We start from the raw sequence: 15,657 nt of genomic DNA on the forward strand, positions 1-15,657 counted from the left end.
AACGCTTGTGTCCTGTATGCGTAACGCTTGTGTCCTGCATGCGTAATACTTGTATTCTGCGTGTGCAACACTTGTGTTTTACAGCTCTGTCAGGTTGTTACTATTCACATATATAGTACTACCCACGCAAGGGGGAGGCTTATTTTTTAAACGCCCACGTTTCTTTTCCATAATTTCCGCACTTTTATTTGTATTTCTAAAACCAAATGATTAATTTTGTTGCCGCAAATATAACCAAATTTCCATTTTAAAACCAACATGTTTTAAATATTAATTTTCACAAAGTATATAACTACATATCAATGAGCAAGAAACAAGTTTTATTTTATTTACAATATAATCATGGAAAAAGAACAGGATTTATTATTCAATGTAGCCGACATCGTGAAACGCGCCAAGCGGGTACTGAATTTCAAAACGGATGCAGAATTGGCAGCTTATCTGGGTGTGTCGCGTCCCACACTAAGTAACTGGATTGCACGAAACGGCATCGACTTCCCGCTGCTGCTGGAGAAACTGAAAGAGATAGACTACAACTGGCTGCTGGTGGGAAAAGGGAAGCCTGAACATCAGGCTAAATTCTGCAATGGCGAAATCGTTTCGGGTGAAGTGGAAATGATTCATAACCCCAAAACAGCTGATCCGGTAGACGACCGCAGCGTGTCACTATACGATATCACCGCTGCCGCCAACCTGAAAACACTGCTTGCCAACAAAGGTCAGCATGTGGTGGGAAAGATACAGATTCCGAACATACCTGTCTGCGACGGAGCACTCTACATCAGTGGAGACAGTATGTATCCCATCCTGAAATCGGGGGATGTGGTGGGGTTTAAGGAAATCAGCAATTTCAGCAGCGTCATTTATGGAGAGATGTACCTGGTGTCATTTTGCATCGACGGCGATGAATACCTGTCGGTGAAGTATGTGAACCGTTCCGATGTGGAAGGTTGCATCAGGCTGGTGAGCTACAATCCACACCATGAACCGATGGATCTACCGCTCACGTGCATACAGGCGATGGCGATTGTCAAGTTCTCCATCAGAAAGAATATGATGATGTAAACCCGGCAGGCAAGCTGGCTAAGCTATAGGACAAAAGAAAAGGTGACCAAGCAGTGTCTACACCGCTTCATCACCTTTTCCATCATTTATCACCTAAACCTATATATTATTTGTCTGTGCATCCTTTTGTGCTGAAAGCTACCAGCATCCAAACCATCTTTTCCTGTTCTTTCAGATAGCCTGTCATCAGGTCGGCAGTAACGTCGTCACCTGCTTCATTAGCCAGTTCAATGATTTTTCTTTCCTCACCAATGAGGTATCCGTAAGTTTCAAGAATATTGCTGACCGCATCGCTACCACAAGCCACGTCAGATACTTCCTTGATCTTTGCAACTTTCAGGTATTCGCTGAACTTGTTTTCGGGTACACCACCCAGCATCAGGATACGTTCTGCAATTTCGTCCACCTTCTCGGCTGCGTCGTCATACATACTTTCAAACTTCTCGTGCAATACAAAGAAACCGTGTCCCTTGATGTTCCAGTGGAAACCGCGCAGATTCGTGTAATATACCTGGAAATCTGCCAAAAGCTGATGCAATGCAGATACTACGTTAGCTACTCCCGATTCATTTAACTTGATGTAATTTAAAGTCTTCATAATTTTATGGTTTTAATAGTTTATACTGTTTTTCTTTTTTCTGTTGCAAAGATAAGGCGGAAACCCATGCTTGTCAAACAGATAATTTCTATCTTTGCATAGACAGAATCTATATAACCCGTTCAAACCCCTTATTTATCATGACTTTACAACAACTGGAATACATTCTTGCCGTTAATCAGTTCCGCCATTTCGCTAAAGCCGCGGAACACTGCCGTGTAACTCAACCCACCCTGAGTGCCATGATACAGAAACTGGAAGACGAGTTAGACACTAAGATATTCGACCGCAGCCAACAGCCCATCTGCCCTACTCCCGTCGGACAGCTTGTAATAGAGCAAGCCCGTATCGTATTGGAACAGGCAGGCCATATAAAGGATATTATTGAAGAAGAGAAGCACTCCTTATCGGGTGTCTTTAAGTTAGGCATACTCCCCACCATCGCCCCTTATCTGTTGCCCCGCTTCTTTCCGCAACTGATGAAGAAATATCCTAAATTGGATATCCGCGTAACGGAGATGAAGACGAAGGACATCAAACAGGCTCTTATAAAAGGAGAGATAGATGCCGGCATTATCGCCACCCTGCCTGAAAAGGATGACTTCCGCCAGATACCTTTATTCTACGAACAATTCTATGCTTATATCGCGCGCGAAAGCAAACTGTTCGATAATAAGATTATCCGTACCTCCGATCTCAGCGACGAACAGCTTTGGATGCTTGACGAGGGACATTGCTTCCGCGACCAGTTAGTCCGCTTCTGCCAGATGAAAGCGGCGCAAGCCAGCCAGATCGCTTATCATCTAGGTAGCATGGAGACATTCATGCGTATGGTAGAAAGCGGTAAAGGCGTTACCTTCATTCCCGAACTTGCCATCGATCAGCTCAACGAGACACAGAAAGAGTTGGTGCGCCCCTTTGCCATCCCCACTCCTACCCGGCAGATCATTCTCATCACCAACGAGCACTTCATACGAACCACCTTATTGGAGGTACTCACAAAAGAAATACAAGCCTCTGTACCCCGCAAAATGCTGTCCCTGCGGGCAACTCAGTGCGTTGTATAGATTTCGTCTATCGGCCCATAAATCTTTTCAATCGGTTTTTTTGTTCTATCGGCAAAAGATGCTATATTTTTGCAAAAGCGAAATTCAGCTGCACCTCAGCATAATCAAGCGAGCTTGCTTCTGCATTCGGTTTGCATGAACTTTGCATCATCGAAAAAACAAAGTACTAAACCTTTTAAAACAAAAAAGATTATGGAACCAATTATCAATTCACAGCTTCCTGAATTCAAAGTTCAGGCATTTCAGAACGGAAGTTTCAAAACAGTAACTAACGAAGACGTAAAAGGAAAATGGGCTATTTTCTTCTTCTATCCCGCAGACTTTACGTTTGTATGCCCTACCGAACTGGTGGACATCGCTGAAAAATACGAGCAATTCCAGGCAATGGGTGTAGAAGTATATTCTGTAAGTACCGACTCTCACTTCGTGCACAAAGCATGGCACGATGCATCCGAAAGTATCCGTAAGATCAAGTATCCGATGCTGGCAGACCCTACAGGCGTGCTGACTCGCGCATTCGGTGTAATGATCGAAGAAGAAGGTATGGCTTACCGCGGCACATTTGTCGTGAACCCCGAAGGCAAAATCAAGATTGCCGAAATACAGGACAATAACATCGGACGTAATGCCGACGAACTTCTCCGCAAGGTAGAAGCAGCACAATTCGTTGCAACACACGACGGTGAAGTATGTCCCGCAAAATGGAAGAAAGGCGGCGAAACACTGAAACCAAGTATAGATTTAGTTGGTAAAATTTAAGTTCACATCCCTTTTTTATTAGCGAGGCCCCCTTTATCCATTGCACACATAGAGGGGGCTTCTTTTATCTTATCATTAGTATAGACTGTTATGTTAGAAACAAGCATTTTAAATCAAGTACGCAGTGTCTTCCAAAACCTGGAAGCACAGTACACTTTTCATATCACCTGCCATCCCCGGCACGAAAGCGCACAGGAACTGACAGAGTTGCTGAAAGATGTAGCAGGATGTTCCGATAAACTCTCCTGTGAGGTAACTGAAACCGAAGAACCGAAGCTGGAATTCTCTTTACTGAAAAACAGGAAAGAAACCGGTGTCAAATTCCGCGGAATACCGAACGGTCATGAATTCACATCTTTGCTTCTGGCCGTACTGAATGCCGATGGAAAGGGGAAAAATCTTCCCGATGAAGCCATCAGCCGACGCATTCAGGCGTTGAAAGGGCTCATTTCATTGCAGACTTATGTATCATTGACATGTACCAACTGCCCCGATGTGGTGCAGGCTCTGAACATTATGGCTTTGCTGAACGGACAGGTCACACATGAAATGATAGACGGTGCCCTTTTCCAGGAAGAAGTGGATGCACTGAAAATTCAAGGCGTACCGTCCGTCTATGCCAACGGTAAATTGCTTCATGTAGGACGTGGCACTTTAGGCGAACTTCTGCAAAAGCTGGAAGAAATGTTCGGCTCCGAACCTGTGGAGAATGCAGAGCCTATCTCACGTACTTATGATGTCCTCGTATTAGGTGGTGGGCCGGCAGGTGCCTCAGCTGCGATCTATTCAGCCCGCAAGGGATTACGGGTAGCTATTGTAGCTGAAAAGATCGGTGGTCAGGTAAAGGAAACCGTAGGAATCGAGAATCTGATCTCCGTGCCGCAGACTACAGGCGCACAGTTGGCAGACAATTTAAGAAGCCATATCAATCATTATCCCATCGACTTGTTTGAAGACCGTAAGATAGAGAAGGCGGAACTTCAAGGAAAAGAAAAGAGGATTTCAGTAGTGGGCGGTGAAGTATTCATATCTCCCAGTGTAATTATTGCCACCGGTGCAAGCTGGCGCAAACTGAATGTGGAAGGTGAAACGGAATATATAGGCAGAGGAGTTGCTTTCTGTCCGCATTGCGACGGACCGTTCTATCAGGGAAAAGATGTAGCCGTTATCGGCGGCGGAAACTCCGGTATAGAAGCAGCCATCGACTTGGCGGGTATCTGCCGGAAAGTGACTGTCTTTGAATTTGCCGATACGCTGAAAGCCGACCAGGTACTGCAAGAAAAGACGCAAAGCTTGCCGAATGTAGAAATCTTCACTTCCTCACAGACTACCAAGGTAGTGGGAAACGGTGATAAGGTAACAGCTATCCGCGTCAAAGATCGTGTAAGCGGCGAAGAACGGGATTTCCCATTGGATGGTATCTTCGTACAGATTGGTCTGGCAGCCAATAGTGCTCCTTTCCGTGACATGCTGGAAACGACTCCGATAGGCGAAATTAAGATCGATGCTTTTTGCCGCACCACGCTTCCGGGTGTTTATGCGGCAGGAGATGTTTCGAACGTTCCCTACAAACAGATAGTAATTGCAATGGGTGAAGGTGCAAAGGCGGCACTGTCGGCATTTGATGACCGCATCCGGGGAATTGAATGAAGTTACGAGCTACGAGCTACAAGCTACAAGTAGCTGCGCTATGTTCCGAAAGGCACTTGTAGCTTGTAGCTCGTAACTGATTCATATCCGCTCAGAAAGAAATTCAACGATATCCTCTTTTTCTGCCATGCCCAATTTCTGCCGTATGACCGTCTTACGTTGATACACTGTCCGTATGCTTTGCTGGATAACCACGCTAATCTCTTTCGTCGAAAAGTCCGACTTCAACAAACAGCAGAGTTGCAGTTCCTTTTCATTCAGGATATTTCCATACTTCTGACTGATACGGGTATAAAAGCCATCATGTACCATGTCGATAGTCTTATATAAATCACTCCAAACCAGCAAATCGTCCACCGCTACATCTTTATTGGCTATCCGTCCCATCTGTACCAATAGCTCCTGATGATCGGAACTGGGATTCGTAGCCACAATACGTATCAGACCTAACTGCTGAAGCAGCATCTTCTTGACAAACTTATCATTATTGCCGCTTTCATCGCCTTCCGTCTCATGCAGCAGACGGCGCAAGGCTTCCAGTTCTTCTTCCTTCTCCACAAGCAAATGCTTTCTTCTCTGCAAATACCAGACGACAGCCAGCAACAACAAAATACAGAGAGCCACCACTCCGACAAAGAAAGTCCGTTCTTTCTGTTTTTCCAGTTGCAGATTCATATTCTGCTGTTGGAGTAACAATTGCACCTTTCCTTTTTGGGCTATCACCCGCTGGTCACGGATAAAGTTGTTATACAGCCGGTTTGAGAAGAACGCCACATCCCGAATTGTAAAAGAGCGGTTGTCCATATAATCCATCAATGTTTTCTGTACCAGACAAAAGTTAGCCAATGATAAGTCCTGGTCGATGTAGGGCGAACGCACGCTATCTCCCATTTGCATATAGTAGCGGGCGGAATCCATCTGACCCATATTCAGGAAATAACGCGAAAGAGCATAATAAGATAAGGACTCGAAGGGGTGTTTAGTCTCTTTATATTCCTGTAAACTGCGGCGTTGTAAATCGATAGCTTCCCGGTTCTTTCCGGAGTCACTCAATATATCCGCATAGTTGCGCATCACATAGTACAGCGCTTTCAGAGAGTCCGCGGATGTATACAGGCATTCAGTAGCTTTGCGGAGAGCCAGCAGCGCAGAGTCATTCTGATTTGCACAGTAGTATGATATCGCCAGACTGTTGTAGTTGGAATATCGCCGGGTGGAATCAGGCTCTATAGCTATCAACTGCTTCTGTAAGCGTATCAGCCCTTCAAAATCATCATTACCTTCCCCTATATTCGCTACAGACCGCAGCAAATCAAGACGGGCGGCCGTATCACCGTACAGGACTGCAATACGATTCCCTTCGGCCATCATCTCAGTGGCTTCTTTATATCTCTCGCTATCGTAGAAGTAATGCGCTGCCAGTTTGCAGGTACGCAGCAACCGCAATGTGTCACTCACATCCGGCCTTCCATAATAATCCAAGGCATATAACAGCAAAGAATCTTCATTCATTACCCAATGTGCATTATAGTGGGCTTGCCCCATAGCCAATGCAAACCGTGCCCGCAATGAATCCGGCAATGCTTCGGGATCTTCCACCGACCGAAGCAGAGCAATCGCCTCCTCTGCATTCTGCTGTAACATCTGCTCCGCCTTTTCTATCCGGATGCGTTGCGATGGCAGGGCTTCTGCACATGCTGCCAATGCCAACACGCATACCCAACCTATCAAACCATGTTTCAATGCTTTCATGCCGTCCTTCCTTCTTGCTTTAAGTCTTTGCAAAGATAGATATTTATCAATTAACGGAAGTTACGGCATCCCATTTTTTGCACTTTTCTTTATATATAAACTTGAAATGGGAAGATATAAACTTTTCTATAAATTGCAGTTTAAATCTCCTTAATTCTCAGATAGTTGCAAAAGTTGTTGCACTTTATTTAGTGCCACATATAAACCGCTTTTCTCCCCCGATCCCCCTACCTTTGTCATGTTCAAAGAACAGAAATAATCACTAAAAATAATAAGAAAAATGAAGAGACTAAGTATCATTTCAGGAGTATTATTCCTATGTACCTCCCTGATGGCGGCAAACAAAATCACAGGGAAAATCATCGATGAGAGTAACAATCAGCACATCGAGTATGCCAATGTCAGCCTGCTGACTCAGGACTCGACATTCATCACCGGAGTTGCCACAGATAACGGTGGTGGCTTCCTGCTGAAAGAAGTAAACGATGGAGATTATATCTTATGTATCTCATGCGTCGGATATGAAAACTCCTATCTCTCCATCCGCAATCTGCAAGCCAACCTGAATCTGGGAGAACTGCCCTTATCACCCGACAATGTAATGCTGGAAGGTGTTACCGTCACAGCCAGCCCCATCATCAAAAAGACCGACCGGCAAATTATCCTCCCGACCGAAATGCAGACTAAAGCCGCTTCCAACGGAGTTTCCTTACTGAGAAATCTACAACTGTCGCGCATCCTGATCAATCCGATAGACAACAGCATCACGATGTCCGGAGGAGACAATGTGCAACTTAGGATTAACGGTGTGGAAGTGACCCAAGCTGAAATAATTGCCATCCGCCCGACAGATGTGATCCGTATCGAATATATAGACAATCCCGGTGCACGTTATGGAAATGCAGGAGCTGTATTGAACTACGTCGTAAAGAGAAGGGAATCGGGAGGAAGTATCTCTGCCGATCTCGCCAACGGGGTATCCGACACGGGATATGGCGAACATAACCTCGCTGCCAAATACCACTTCAACAAGTCAGAGCTCAGCACTACCGTATATTGGGGACAGAGAGATCTGAAGTGGACACGCGAAAACTATGAAAGTTTCCACTTCCCGGAGGCCTATCAGGAGAACAGAGAGGTGGGAGAACCAACTAAAGTAAAGTACGATAACCTTAACTTCAACCTCAATTACAGTTATCAGGATAATGACAAGCAACTTCTCAATATTGCTCTCAGAAATCAATACAGCGATACTCCCAGTTCCATGTCGGACAGAATCAGTACATTGTATGAAGGAGACACCTCCTACTCCATATCCGACCTTTCCGCTTCCAAAGTACTGATCCCTTCTTTGGATATCTATTACCAAAGAAATCTGAAGAACAAGCAGACAATCTATGCGGATATAGTGGCTTCTTATCTGGACAGCAAGAACGAACGGACTTTTATGCAGAAAGCTCTTAATAATGACAATAACGATACGGATATCTATTCGGAAACCAAAGGTGAGAAATACTCCGTCATCGGCGAAGGCATCTACGAGAAACAATTCAATACGGGTAAGTTTACCGGAGGTATCAAGCATACACAGGTCTATTTGCAAAATAGATATTCGGGTAATATAGAGAATAAAATCACGATGAATACGGCCGAAACGTACCTATTTGCCGAGTATCAATCAAAGATAAAAGCTCTGAACTACACAGTAGGGATTGGAGCCATGAGAACTTATAACAGTCAGGAGCAGTATTCTTCCGAGAAGTGTATAGTCAAACCTTCCTTAAGCCTGTCGTACTCTATCAGCGGGAAGTGGTTTTTCAGATACAACGGATACGTGTCGGGCTATGCCCCTTCCCTGTCCGACTTGAACGACATCTCGCAAGCAATGGATAAGTATCAGATACGCAAAGGGAATCCCGACTTAAAGTCTGTTACATTCTACGCCAATACACTGTCTGCCAACTGGCAAAGCAAGTATGTATCTGTCGATTTATTTGGAAGATATAGCTATGACAATAAGCCGATTATGGAAAATACCTACTACGAAGACGGGTATTTTGTCCGCACTACCGAGAATCATAAAGGTTTCCACCGGATCAATCTGGAGACAGCTATACAAATACGACCTTACAAAGAGTATATCTCCATTAAAATCACTCCGTTTCTGAACCGCTATATCAGCTATGGCAACACCTACACGCATACACACACCAATGCAGGACTGCGAGGTAGCCTGATGGCAATGTACAAGAACTGGGTACTGATGGCAGAAATGAATACCAGCAACCACACTCTGTGGGGTGAAACGCTGACTAAAGAGGAGAAACTGCACACCATCATGGCAGGATATAATACGGAGAAATGGAGCCTTTCTGCCGGGGTGCTGAACCCGTTCACCAAGAAGTATGAACAGGAAATAGAAAATCTGTCAAAGTCGGCTCCCTACCGCCAGTTAGCGTACTCCAAGAACTTAAGGCTTTTGTTCATGGTAAATGCATCCTTCAGCCTTGACTTCGGAAAGAAGCGCAACAGCCAAGGCAGAAGAATCAACAACAGGGATACCGATACCGGAATCTTGTCCGGAAGCAAGTAATTGTCTCCCTCACGAAAAGCAGGGGCCCGTCCACTAATTGAGAATATTCAATTCCTGGATCAGGTTCCCTGCTTTCCCGTATTTCTCAATCATAAACAATATATAGCGCACGTCCACCCCGATGGTACGCTGCATCTTCGGTTCATAAAGAATATCACTGCCCATAGCTTCCCAGTTTCCATCGAAAGCCAACCCCAGCAATTCACCTTTCGAATTGAACATCGCACTACCACTATTGCCACCCGTAATGTCATTATTAGAGATGAAGCACACCTTCATTTCGCCCTTTTCATCGGCATATCTTCCGAAATTGCCCGAAGAGAGCAATGAAAGTACCTCCGGCTGTACTGCAAAATCAACATCATCCACATGAGCTTTCACTTTCTCCAGGACACCCTTTGTCGTTGTATAATAATCATATTCCGCTCCGTCAAAGGGAGTATAACCGCATACCGTTCCAAAGCTCAGCCGCATGGTGGAATTGGCATCCGGATAAAAGTTACGAGACGTATACATCCGACGGATAACCCCGTTCAGCAAACGTTCCCCGCGGATGATCTCCGTAGTAGGCGCCTGCATCTGCATATTCATATCGAACAACACCGTCAGCATATCAATGCCCAACGAGATAGCCGGATCATCGAAAATCTGATAGGTAGTATCCCGTTCAAGAAAGCGCTTCAAACCACGGGGAGTAGTCAACTCAGAACTTGCATAAAGACTATCTACGAAAGCTTTCTCATCCCCATTATATTTCTGTGCGATAGTATGGTAGATTTCCGGCAGGAAAGTGGTATCCACTTTTAAGCGATACTCCTTCAACAGTGCCGTAAATACTTCCTTGTCTATATCCAGGTCCAAATTAGAGTATTGCTCAACGATATCCTTCAAGGCGGCAATAACTGTTTTCTGCTCCCCTTCAAAGTCGAAGTTCAGAATCTTCAGTGCAAGCTGCACTAATTCGGGTCCATATAGGAAAGACTCGATAAAGTAAGCCTGCGCACGGTTTACCTCCCGGCGGTTCTTATAATTCAGTTCCAGGTCTGTAAACAGTTGAAGAAGCTTCTCACGTTCGTCCGGGTTCTGCTGTATCCATCGACGGATTTCCTGTTCCATTTCACGTTTCTTCTCCAGGATTCCCAGCTTACGGATGGCACGGTTGACACCGATACTGTTCTTCCAGTAATTGGAGCTTTCATCGTATTTGGAAGCATACTTAATGCGTATACTGTCCTTACTATCCATTTCACGTTTCCAGATGGCTTGCTTCACACCACGGATGTCAATCTGCGCCTGATTGGAGTTATTCATCATTTCCTCGATACCGAATGAAGAAAGGTAACGTTCCGTACTTCCCGGATAGCCTATCGTCATACAGAAAGAGCCTTCCTTATAACCATCCAGTGAAATCGGCGCTACATATTCAGGGTGATACGGAACATTGTCGGGGGAGTAATCGGCAGGCCGGTTCTTGTGGTCTGCATAAATACGAAACACACAGAAATCTCCTGTATGCCGAGGCCACACCCAATTATCCGTATCCCAACCGAACTTACCGACAGAGGAAGGAGGTGCAAACACCAACCGCACATCGTTGAAATCGCGGTAAACGGAGAGCCAGAACTCATTGCCTCCATAATAAGCATCTACCACGCCAAGCAAAGTGGAGTCTTTCAGGGATACCTCACCACCTATTACCATCATCATAGAGTCTACCGCACTGGAACGTTCCATCTCGTTCATCGAAGGTTTAACAACTCCCAGCACACGCTTGGTTACATCTTCCGTACGAAGCAGAAAACGAACATAAAGCTCCGGATTAGGTAATTCCTCTGCACGGCTACGGGCTACGAAACCATCTTTCAGGTAATCATGCTCCACCGACGAATGTTGCTGCACACTGCTGAAGCCACAGTGATGATTGGTAAACACCAACCCGTCTTCCGACACTACCACACCGGAACAAAACCCTCCAAAACTGACTACCGCATCTTTCAACGACGGTTTCTTCGGATTATATAGTTTATCGGCAGGCATTTGCAGGCCGAGTTCTTTCATGGTCTTACGGGTCTGTTTATTCAGGTTTCCCAGCATCCACATACCTTCGTCCGCCTGTCCCGTCAATGTGAAGAGGCTGCAAGCTACAATTAGGATACACTTTAGCTTCATTCTATACTTGGTATTAAATTATTATTTAGAATAACTCGTTATACTTAACTGATTATCATTCTGCAATCAGTCTTAGTTTTTTCGCTCCAGTACGTGCTTTCAGCCATTCGGTAATCTTCTGTTTCTCATGGGCGTCGGGATGCTTGCCAAACTTCAGCACAGCAAGTGTAATGGTATCCGTCCGTACCGAATCAACCGTCAGTTCTATGGCATGAGAGATAGAAACAGTTTTCACTGATGGATAGAGAACTTTTAGCTCCGGAACGATCGTTTTGCCCAATTCATCGAAAGATTTGTATCTTGCCAGACTCTGTTCCAGCACTGTGATTTTCTTGGTTTGTTCCACCAGTCGTTCCTCACTGTTTTTATAGAAATCTTCCATCACCATAGCTCGGATAGAAGAAATATCCACAGCTTCGTTATTCATTCCCTGAAGAACGATCAGCTTCGTTTCACCTAACTTATAATCCTTCATCTTGTTGCGGGCAATGGCAATCGAAGCTTCGGGAACTTCTTGTCCGATCAGTACCACACGTATTTCATTGTCCTTACTGCCATGATAATGAATCTTCTTGTCTAGCACCTGTGTATTCTCAAAAGAAAGCTGTTCGGCAACAAACCGATTGGCGGCACTCTCATAGAAAGTACTCTGAATAATGCCTACCGTCAAGTAGACAGCCGGACACATAGTCAGCACAGCAATGAGTATTATGTATTGGCGTACTTTCTTCTCCCGCTTCTTGTCCACAAACTCTTTACGCTGGAAATGCATCACACGCACACCGGCAAACGTGGCAAGACTGATAAATACCGAATTAATGAAGTAAAGATAGAATGCTCCGAGGAAATAAACCAGATTCCCCGTTGCCAACCCGTAACCTGCCGTACAGAGCGGCGGCATCAAAGCCGTGGCAATGGCAACACCAGGAATCACATTTCCTTTCTCCTTGGTAGACAGGGCAACTACACCGGCAAGACCACCCATCAATGCGATGAATACGTCATAAATCGTAGGTGAAGTACGTGCCAGAAGCTCCGACTGCCCTTCGGCAACAGGGCTTACAAGAAAGAAGATAGTAGCGGTAGTCACACTGAACAAGGTGGTTATCAAAAAGCTCTTCAGTGAGCGCTTCATCAGTTCGAAGTCATTCAGACCGACAGACAGTCCCACACCCATGATAGGTCCCATCAGTGGGGAAATCAACATGGCACCGATGATTACGGCTGTGGAGTTGACATTCAGTCCCAATGATGCCATAAAGATGGCAAAGATCAAAATCCACAGATTGGCTCCTTTAAACTCCACTCCTTTGCGGATGGAGTCTACTGTTTCCAGCTCATTATCTTTGTCTTTCCTCAGATCAAGATACTCGCTCAGGAACTTTTTGACGGCAAAAACATTCCGGTTTTGGTTCTGTTCAGGTGTTTCCATAAGCATAATTATTTTCGAATGAAACGGTTTAGGATTGGTATTTGGCTAAGCGGCAAATCACGCTTCACGACATAAGCGACAAACAGCAGCAGCAGAATTGTGCGGTATGCCATACGCAAGTAGATATTGTCTATCGGTACATATTCGGCGGCCACATAAAGCACAGCCGCCAGAAGCACATACATACCTATCGCCTTCAGGTCGTATTGTATCGGATATTTCTTCTGGCCCACAAAGTAAGAAAGCAGCATAGCAACGCCATATCCGGTAAATCCCGCCCAGGCACAAGCGATGTAACCATACTTCGGGATCAAGAAGACGTTCATCAATATCAGGATGGTACAGCCTGTCAACGAGAAGTAGGCTCCCCAACGGGTCTCATCAATCAATTTGTACCAAAAGGACAGGTTGAAGTAAATGCCCATAAAGATTTCAGCTGCCATGACAATAGGCACCACCCGTAATCCATCCCAGTAATCACGTCCGATGACATGGCGCAGGATGTCCAGATAGAACATTACAGCCAGAAAGGCAAGCAAAGTAAAGATAATGAAAAATTTCATAGCCTGGGCATACATCTCACGACTATCTTTCTCCTTGCTCTTACCGAACACAAAAGGTTCATAAGCGAAGCGGAATGCCTGGGTAAACATAGCCATAATCATGGCAATCTTACTGGCAGCTCCGTAAATGCCGAGTTGTACGGTAGCCTCAGCCTCGTCGGGATAGACGAAAGGAAAAATAATCTTATCAGCCACCTGATTCAGGATGCCTGCCACACCCAGAATAACCAACGGCAGAGAGTAACGAAGCATCCGTTTCAGCAATTCTTTATCCAGCACATAAGTAAAGCCCCTCAGTTCCGGTATCATGCACACCATAACAACAGAGGTACATACCAGATTGAAGAGGAAAGCATACCCCACATCATTCCCTTCCAATATGACATAATAGAAAAGATTGAGTGCTATATTGAGGAAGATAAACAGCAACTTCAATGCAGCAAACTTGATAGGACGTTTTTTATAGCGCAGATAAGCGAACGGAATACTTTGAATGGCATCCATCGCTACCACAATCATCATCATGCCTATATACCAGGGATGTTCTCCGTATTCCAACCATCCGGCAATAGGTTCCAGAAATAACAATCCCAAGGCTACGAACACCAATGAACCGATACTTACGCTCAACAAGGTGGTAGAGTACACCCGCATCGGGTCATCCTGCCCTTTATTGGCAAAACGGAAAAAACCCGTCTCCATGCCGCACGTCAGCAATACCAGTATCAATGCCACCCAGGCATATATATTCGTAACCACACCATAGCCACCCGACGATGCAGGCAAAGCTATCGTATATACAGGCACCAGCAGATAATTGAGGAAGCGCCCTACAATACTACTCACCCCGTAAATAGCCGTTTCTTTTGCTAAACTTTTTAATCCCGCCATGTTTTCTTAATTAATGAACAAAACTATCTTTATTCTCAGTCCGGGAAGAAAATAGAGATAGTATTTGTTCTTAGTCGTTAAATAAGGTACGCTGACTATTGTAAAGGCTACGTCCTAAATGTTTATAAGCCAGTTCAGTCACTTCACGTCCGCGCGGAGTACGTTTCAGGAAACCTTCTTTTATCAGGAACGGTTCGTATACTTCTTCTACGGTCCCAGCATCCTCACCCAATGCCGTAGCAATGGTAGTAAGCCCTACCGGACCGCCTTTGAATTTATCAATAATGGTACAAAGTATCTTATTATCGATTTCATCGAGTCCGTACTTATCGATATTCAGCGCTTCAAGAGCGTAATTCGCAATCTCGGTATCAATGCTCCCCGAACCTTTCACCTGTGCAAAATCCCGTACACGACGCAACAATGCATTTGCAATACGCGGCGTTCCACGGCTACGGGAAGCAATCTCTGAAGCTGCCCTTGTAGAGCAAGGTACATTCAATATCCCTGCCGAACGACGAATAATACCGCTCAATACATCATCATCGTAATACTCCAAATGCAGATTAATGCCAAAACGTGCACGCAAAGGCGCAGTCAGCAAGCCGCTACGGGTAGTAGCTCCCACCATCGTAAACGGATTCAGATCAATCTGGATGCTCCGTGCAGACGGGCCTTTGTCTATCATGATGTCAATGCGGTAATCCTCCATTGCAGAATACAGATACTCTTCCACCACCGGAGAAAGCCGGTGAATTTCATCGATAAACAGCACATCATTCGGCTCCAGACTGGTAAGCACTCCCGCCAAATCACCCGGTTTATCAAGCACCGGACCGGAAGTAACCTTAAACCCAACGCCCAACTCATTGGCAATAATATTCGAAAGCGTAGTCTTTCCCAATCCCGGAGGACCGTGCAGCAATACATGGTCCAGTGCTTCGCCACGCAGACGAGCCGCCTTCACAAAAATACGCAAGTTATCCACCACCTTGTCCTGCCCGCTGAAATCTTCAAAGGACAAGGGACGAAGCGCGTTCTCAAAATCGCGTTCTTTACTGCTGATGGATTGCTGATTGCGTATGTCAAAATCGTCTTGTTCCATACTAAGTTATCTC

At 45.2% G+C, this 15,657-nt stretch carries 11 protein-coding genes; 5 read left to right on the forward strand and 6 right to left on the reverse strand.

Annotated elements, in window-relative coordinates; genetic code table 11:
• The first annotated feature begins 342 nt into the window (after nt 1-342).
• Nucleotides 343-1,065, forward strand: a complete 723-nt coding sequence (locus K6V21_RS04670; RefSeq protein WP_224320988.1) for a helix-turn-helix domain-containing protein — start codon at nt 343-345, stop codon at nt 1,063-1,065.
• Between the two features lie 106 nt (nt 1,066-1,171).
• On the opposite strand, the gene K6V21_RS04675 is transcribed toward K6V21_RS04670, so the two are convergent.
• Nucleotides 1,172-1,663 (reverse strand): Dps family protein, encoded by a 492-nt coding sequence (locus K6V21_RS04675; RefSeq protein ID WP_007216682.1) that lies wholly within the window; start codon nt 1,661-1,663, stop codon nt 1,172-1,174.
• 140 nt (nt 1,664-1,803) lie between these two features.
• Here K6V21_RS04675 and K6V21_RS04680 point away from each other — a divergent pair, with 140 nt between their 5' ends.
• The 3 genes from K6V21_RS04680 (at nt 1,804) to ahpF (ending at nt 5,139) form a co-directional block, all read left to right on the forward strand.
• Entirely contained in the window at nt 1,804-2,730 is a 927-nt protein-coding gene (locus K6V21_RS04680) for a hydrogen peroxide-inducible genes activator (protein ID WP_224320989.1), read from the forward strand.
• A 192-nt stretch (nt 2,731-2,922) separates the two neighbouring features.
• Nucleotides 2,923-3,489 (forward strand): alkyl hydroperoxide reductase subunit C, encoded by a 567-nt coding sequence (gene ahpC / locus K6V21_RS04685; RefSeq protein ID WP_007211096.1) that lies wholly within the window; start codon nt 2,923-2,925, stop codon nt 3,487-3,489.
• 90 nt (nt 3,490-3,579) lie between these two features.
• Nucleotides 3,580-5,139: an alkyl hydroperoxide reductase subunit F gene (gene ahpF, locus K6V21_RS04690; protein ID WP_224320990.1), complete on the forward strand. Its 1,560-nt coding sequence runs from the start codon at nt 3,580-3,582 to the stop codon at nt 5,137-5,139.
• Nucleotides 5,140-5,220: 81 nt separating this feature from the next.
• Here ahpF and K6V21_RS04695 read toward each other — a convergent pair whose 3' ends face one another.
• Nucleotides 5,221-6,891, reverse strand: a complete 1,671-nt coding sequence (locus tag K6V21_RS04695; RefSeq protein WP_224320991.1) for a tetratricopeptide repeat protein — start codon at nt 6,889-6,891, stop codon at nt 5,221-5,223.
• A gap of 280 nt (nt 6,892-7,171) precedes the next feature.
• Here K6V21_RS04695 and K6V21_RS04700 point away from each other — a divergent pair, with 280 nt between their 5' ends.
• The gene (locus tag K6V21_RS04700; RefSeq protein WP_224320992.1) at nt 7,172-9,484 is read left to right on the forward strand and encodes a TonB-dependent receptor; all 2,313 of its coding nucleotides are present in this window, start codon (nt 7,172-7,174) and stop codon (nt 9,482-9,484) included.
• Nucleotides 9,485-9,517: 33 nt separating this feature from the next.
• On the opposite strand, the gene K6V21_RS04705 is transcribed toward K6V21_RS04700, so the two are convergent.
• The 4 genes from K6V21_RS04705 to ruvB all read right to left on the reverse strand — a co-directional run bounded on the left by K6V21_RS04705 (nt 9,518) and on the right by ruvB (nt 15,644).
• Nucleotides 9,518-11,653, reverse strand: coding sequence for a S46 family peptidase (locus tag K6V21_RS04705; protein ID WP_224320993.1), 2,136 nt, complete (start codon nt 11,651-11,653; stop codon nt 9,518-9,520).
• 55 nt (nt 11,654-11,708) lie between these two features.
• Nucleotides 11,709-13,085, reverse strand: a complete 1,377-nt coding sequence (locus K6V21_RS04710; protein ID WP_224320994.1) for a TIGR00341 family protein — start codon at nt 13,083-13,085, stop codon at nt 11,709-11,711.
• An 8-nt stretch (nt 13,086-13,093) separates the two neighbouring features.
• Nucleotides 13,094-14,539 carry a lipopolysaccharide biosynthesis protein gene (locus K6V21_RS04715; RefSeq protein ID WP_217712805.1) on the reverse strand — a complete coding sequence of 482 codons (1,446 nt, stop codon included), beginning with the start codon at nt 14,537-14,539 and terminating at the stop codon, nt 13,094-13,096.
• Between the two features lie 70 nt (nt 14,540-14,609).
• Entirely contained in the window at nt 14,610-15,644 is a 1,035-nt protein-coding gene (ruvB, locus tag K6V21_RS04720) for a Holliday junction branch migration DNA helicase RuvB (protein WP_224320995.1), read from the reverse strand.
• Nucleotides 15,645-15,657: the final 13 nt, after the last annotated feature.

The organism is Bacteroides cellulosilyticus, assembly GCF_020091405.1.
Lineage (GTDB): Bacteria > Bacteroidota > Bacteroidia > Bacteroidales > Bacteroidaceae > Bacteroides.

Bases quoted from the DNA above. Each gene is read 5' to 3' on its own strand.
- K6V21_RS04675 (WP_007216682.1), bottom strand. From the start codon at position 1,663: ATGAAGACTTTAAATTACATCAAGTTAAATGAATCGGGAGTAGCTAAC.
- K6V21_RS04715 (WP_217712805.1), bottom strand. From the start codon at position 14,539: ATGGCGGGATTAAAAAGTTTAGCAAAAGAAACGGCTATTTACGGGGTG.
- K6V21_RS04710 (WP_224320994.1), bottom strand. From the start codon at position 13,085: ATGGAAACACCTGAACAGAACCAAAACCGGAATGTTTTTGCCGTCAAA.
- ahpF (WP_224320990.1), top strand. From the start codon at position 3,580: ATGTTAGAAACAAGCATTTTAAATCAAGTACGCAGTGTCTTCCAAAAC.
- K6V21_RS04705 (WP_224320993.1), bottom strand. From the start codon at position 11,653: ATGAAGCTAAAGTGTATCCTAATTGTAGCTTGCAGCCTCTTCACATTG.
- K6V21_RS04680 (WP_224320989.1), top strand. From the start codon at position 1,804: ATGACTTTACAACAACTGGAATACATTCTTGCCGTTAATCAGTTCCGC.
- K6V21_RS04700 (WP_224320992.1), top strand. From the start codon at position 7,172: ATGAAGAGACTAAGTATCATTTCAGGAGTATTATTCCTATGTACCTCC.
- ahpC (WP_007211096.1), top strand. From the start codon at position 2,923: ATGGAACCAATTATCAATTCACAGCTTCCTGAATTCAAAGTTCAGGCA.
- K6V21_RS04670 (WP_224320988.1), top strand. From the start codon at position 343: ATGGAAAAAGAACAGGATTTATTATTCAATGTAGCCGACATCGTGAAA.
- ruvB (WP_224320995.1), bottom strand. From the start codon at position 15,644: ATGGAACAAGACGATTTTGACATACGCAATCAGCAATCCATCAGCAGT.
- K6V21_RS04695 (WP_224320991.1), bottom strand. From the start codon at position 6,891: ATGAAAGCATTGAAACATGGTTTGATAGGTTGGGTATGCGTGTTGGCA.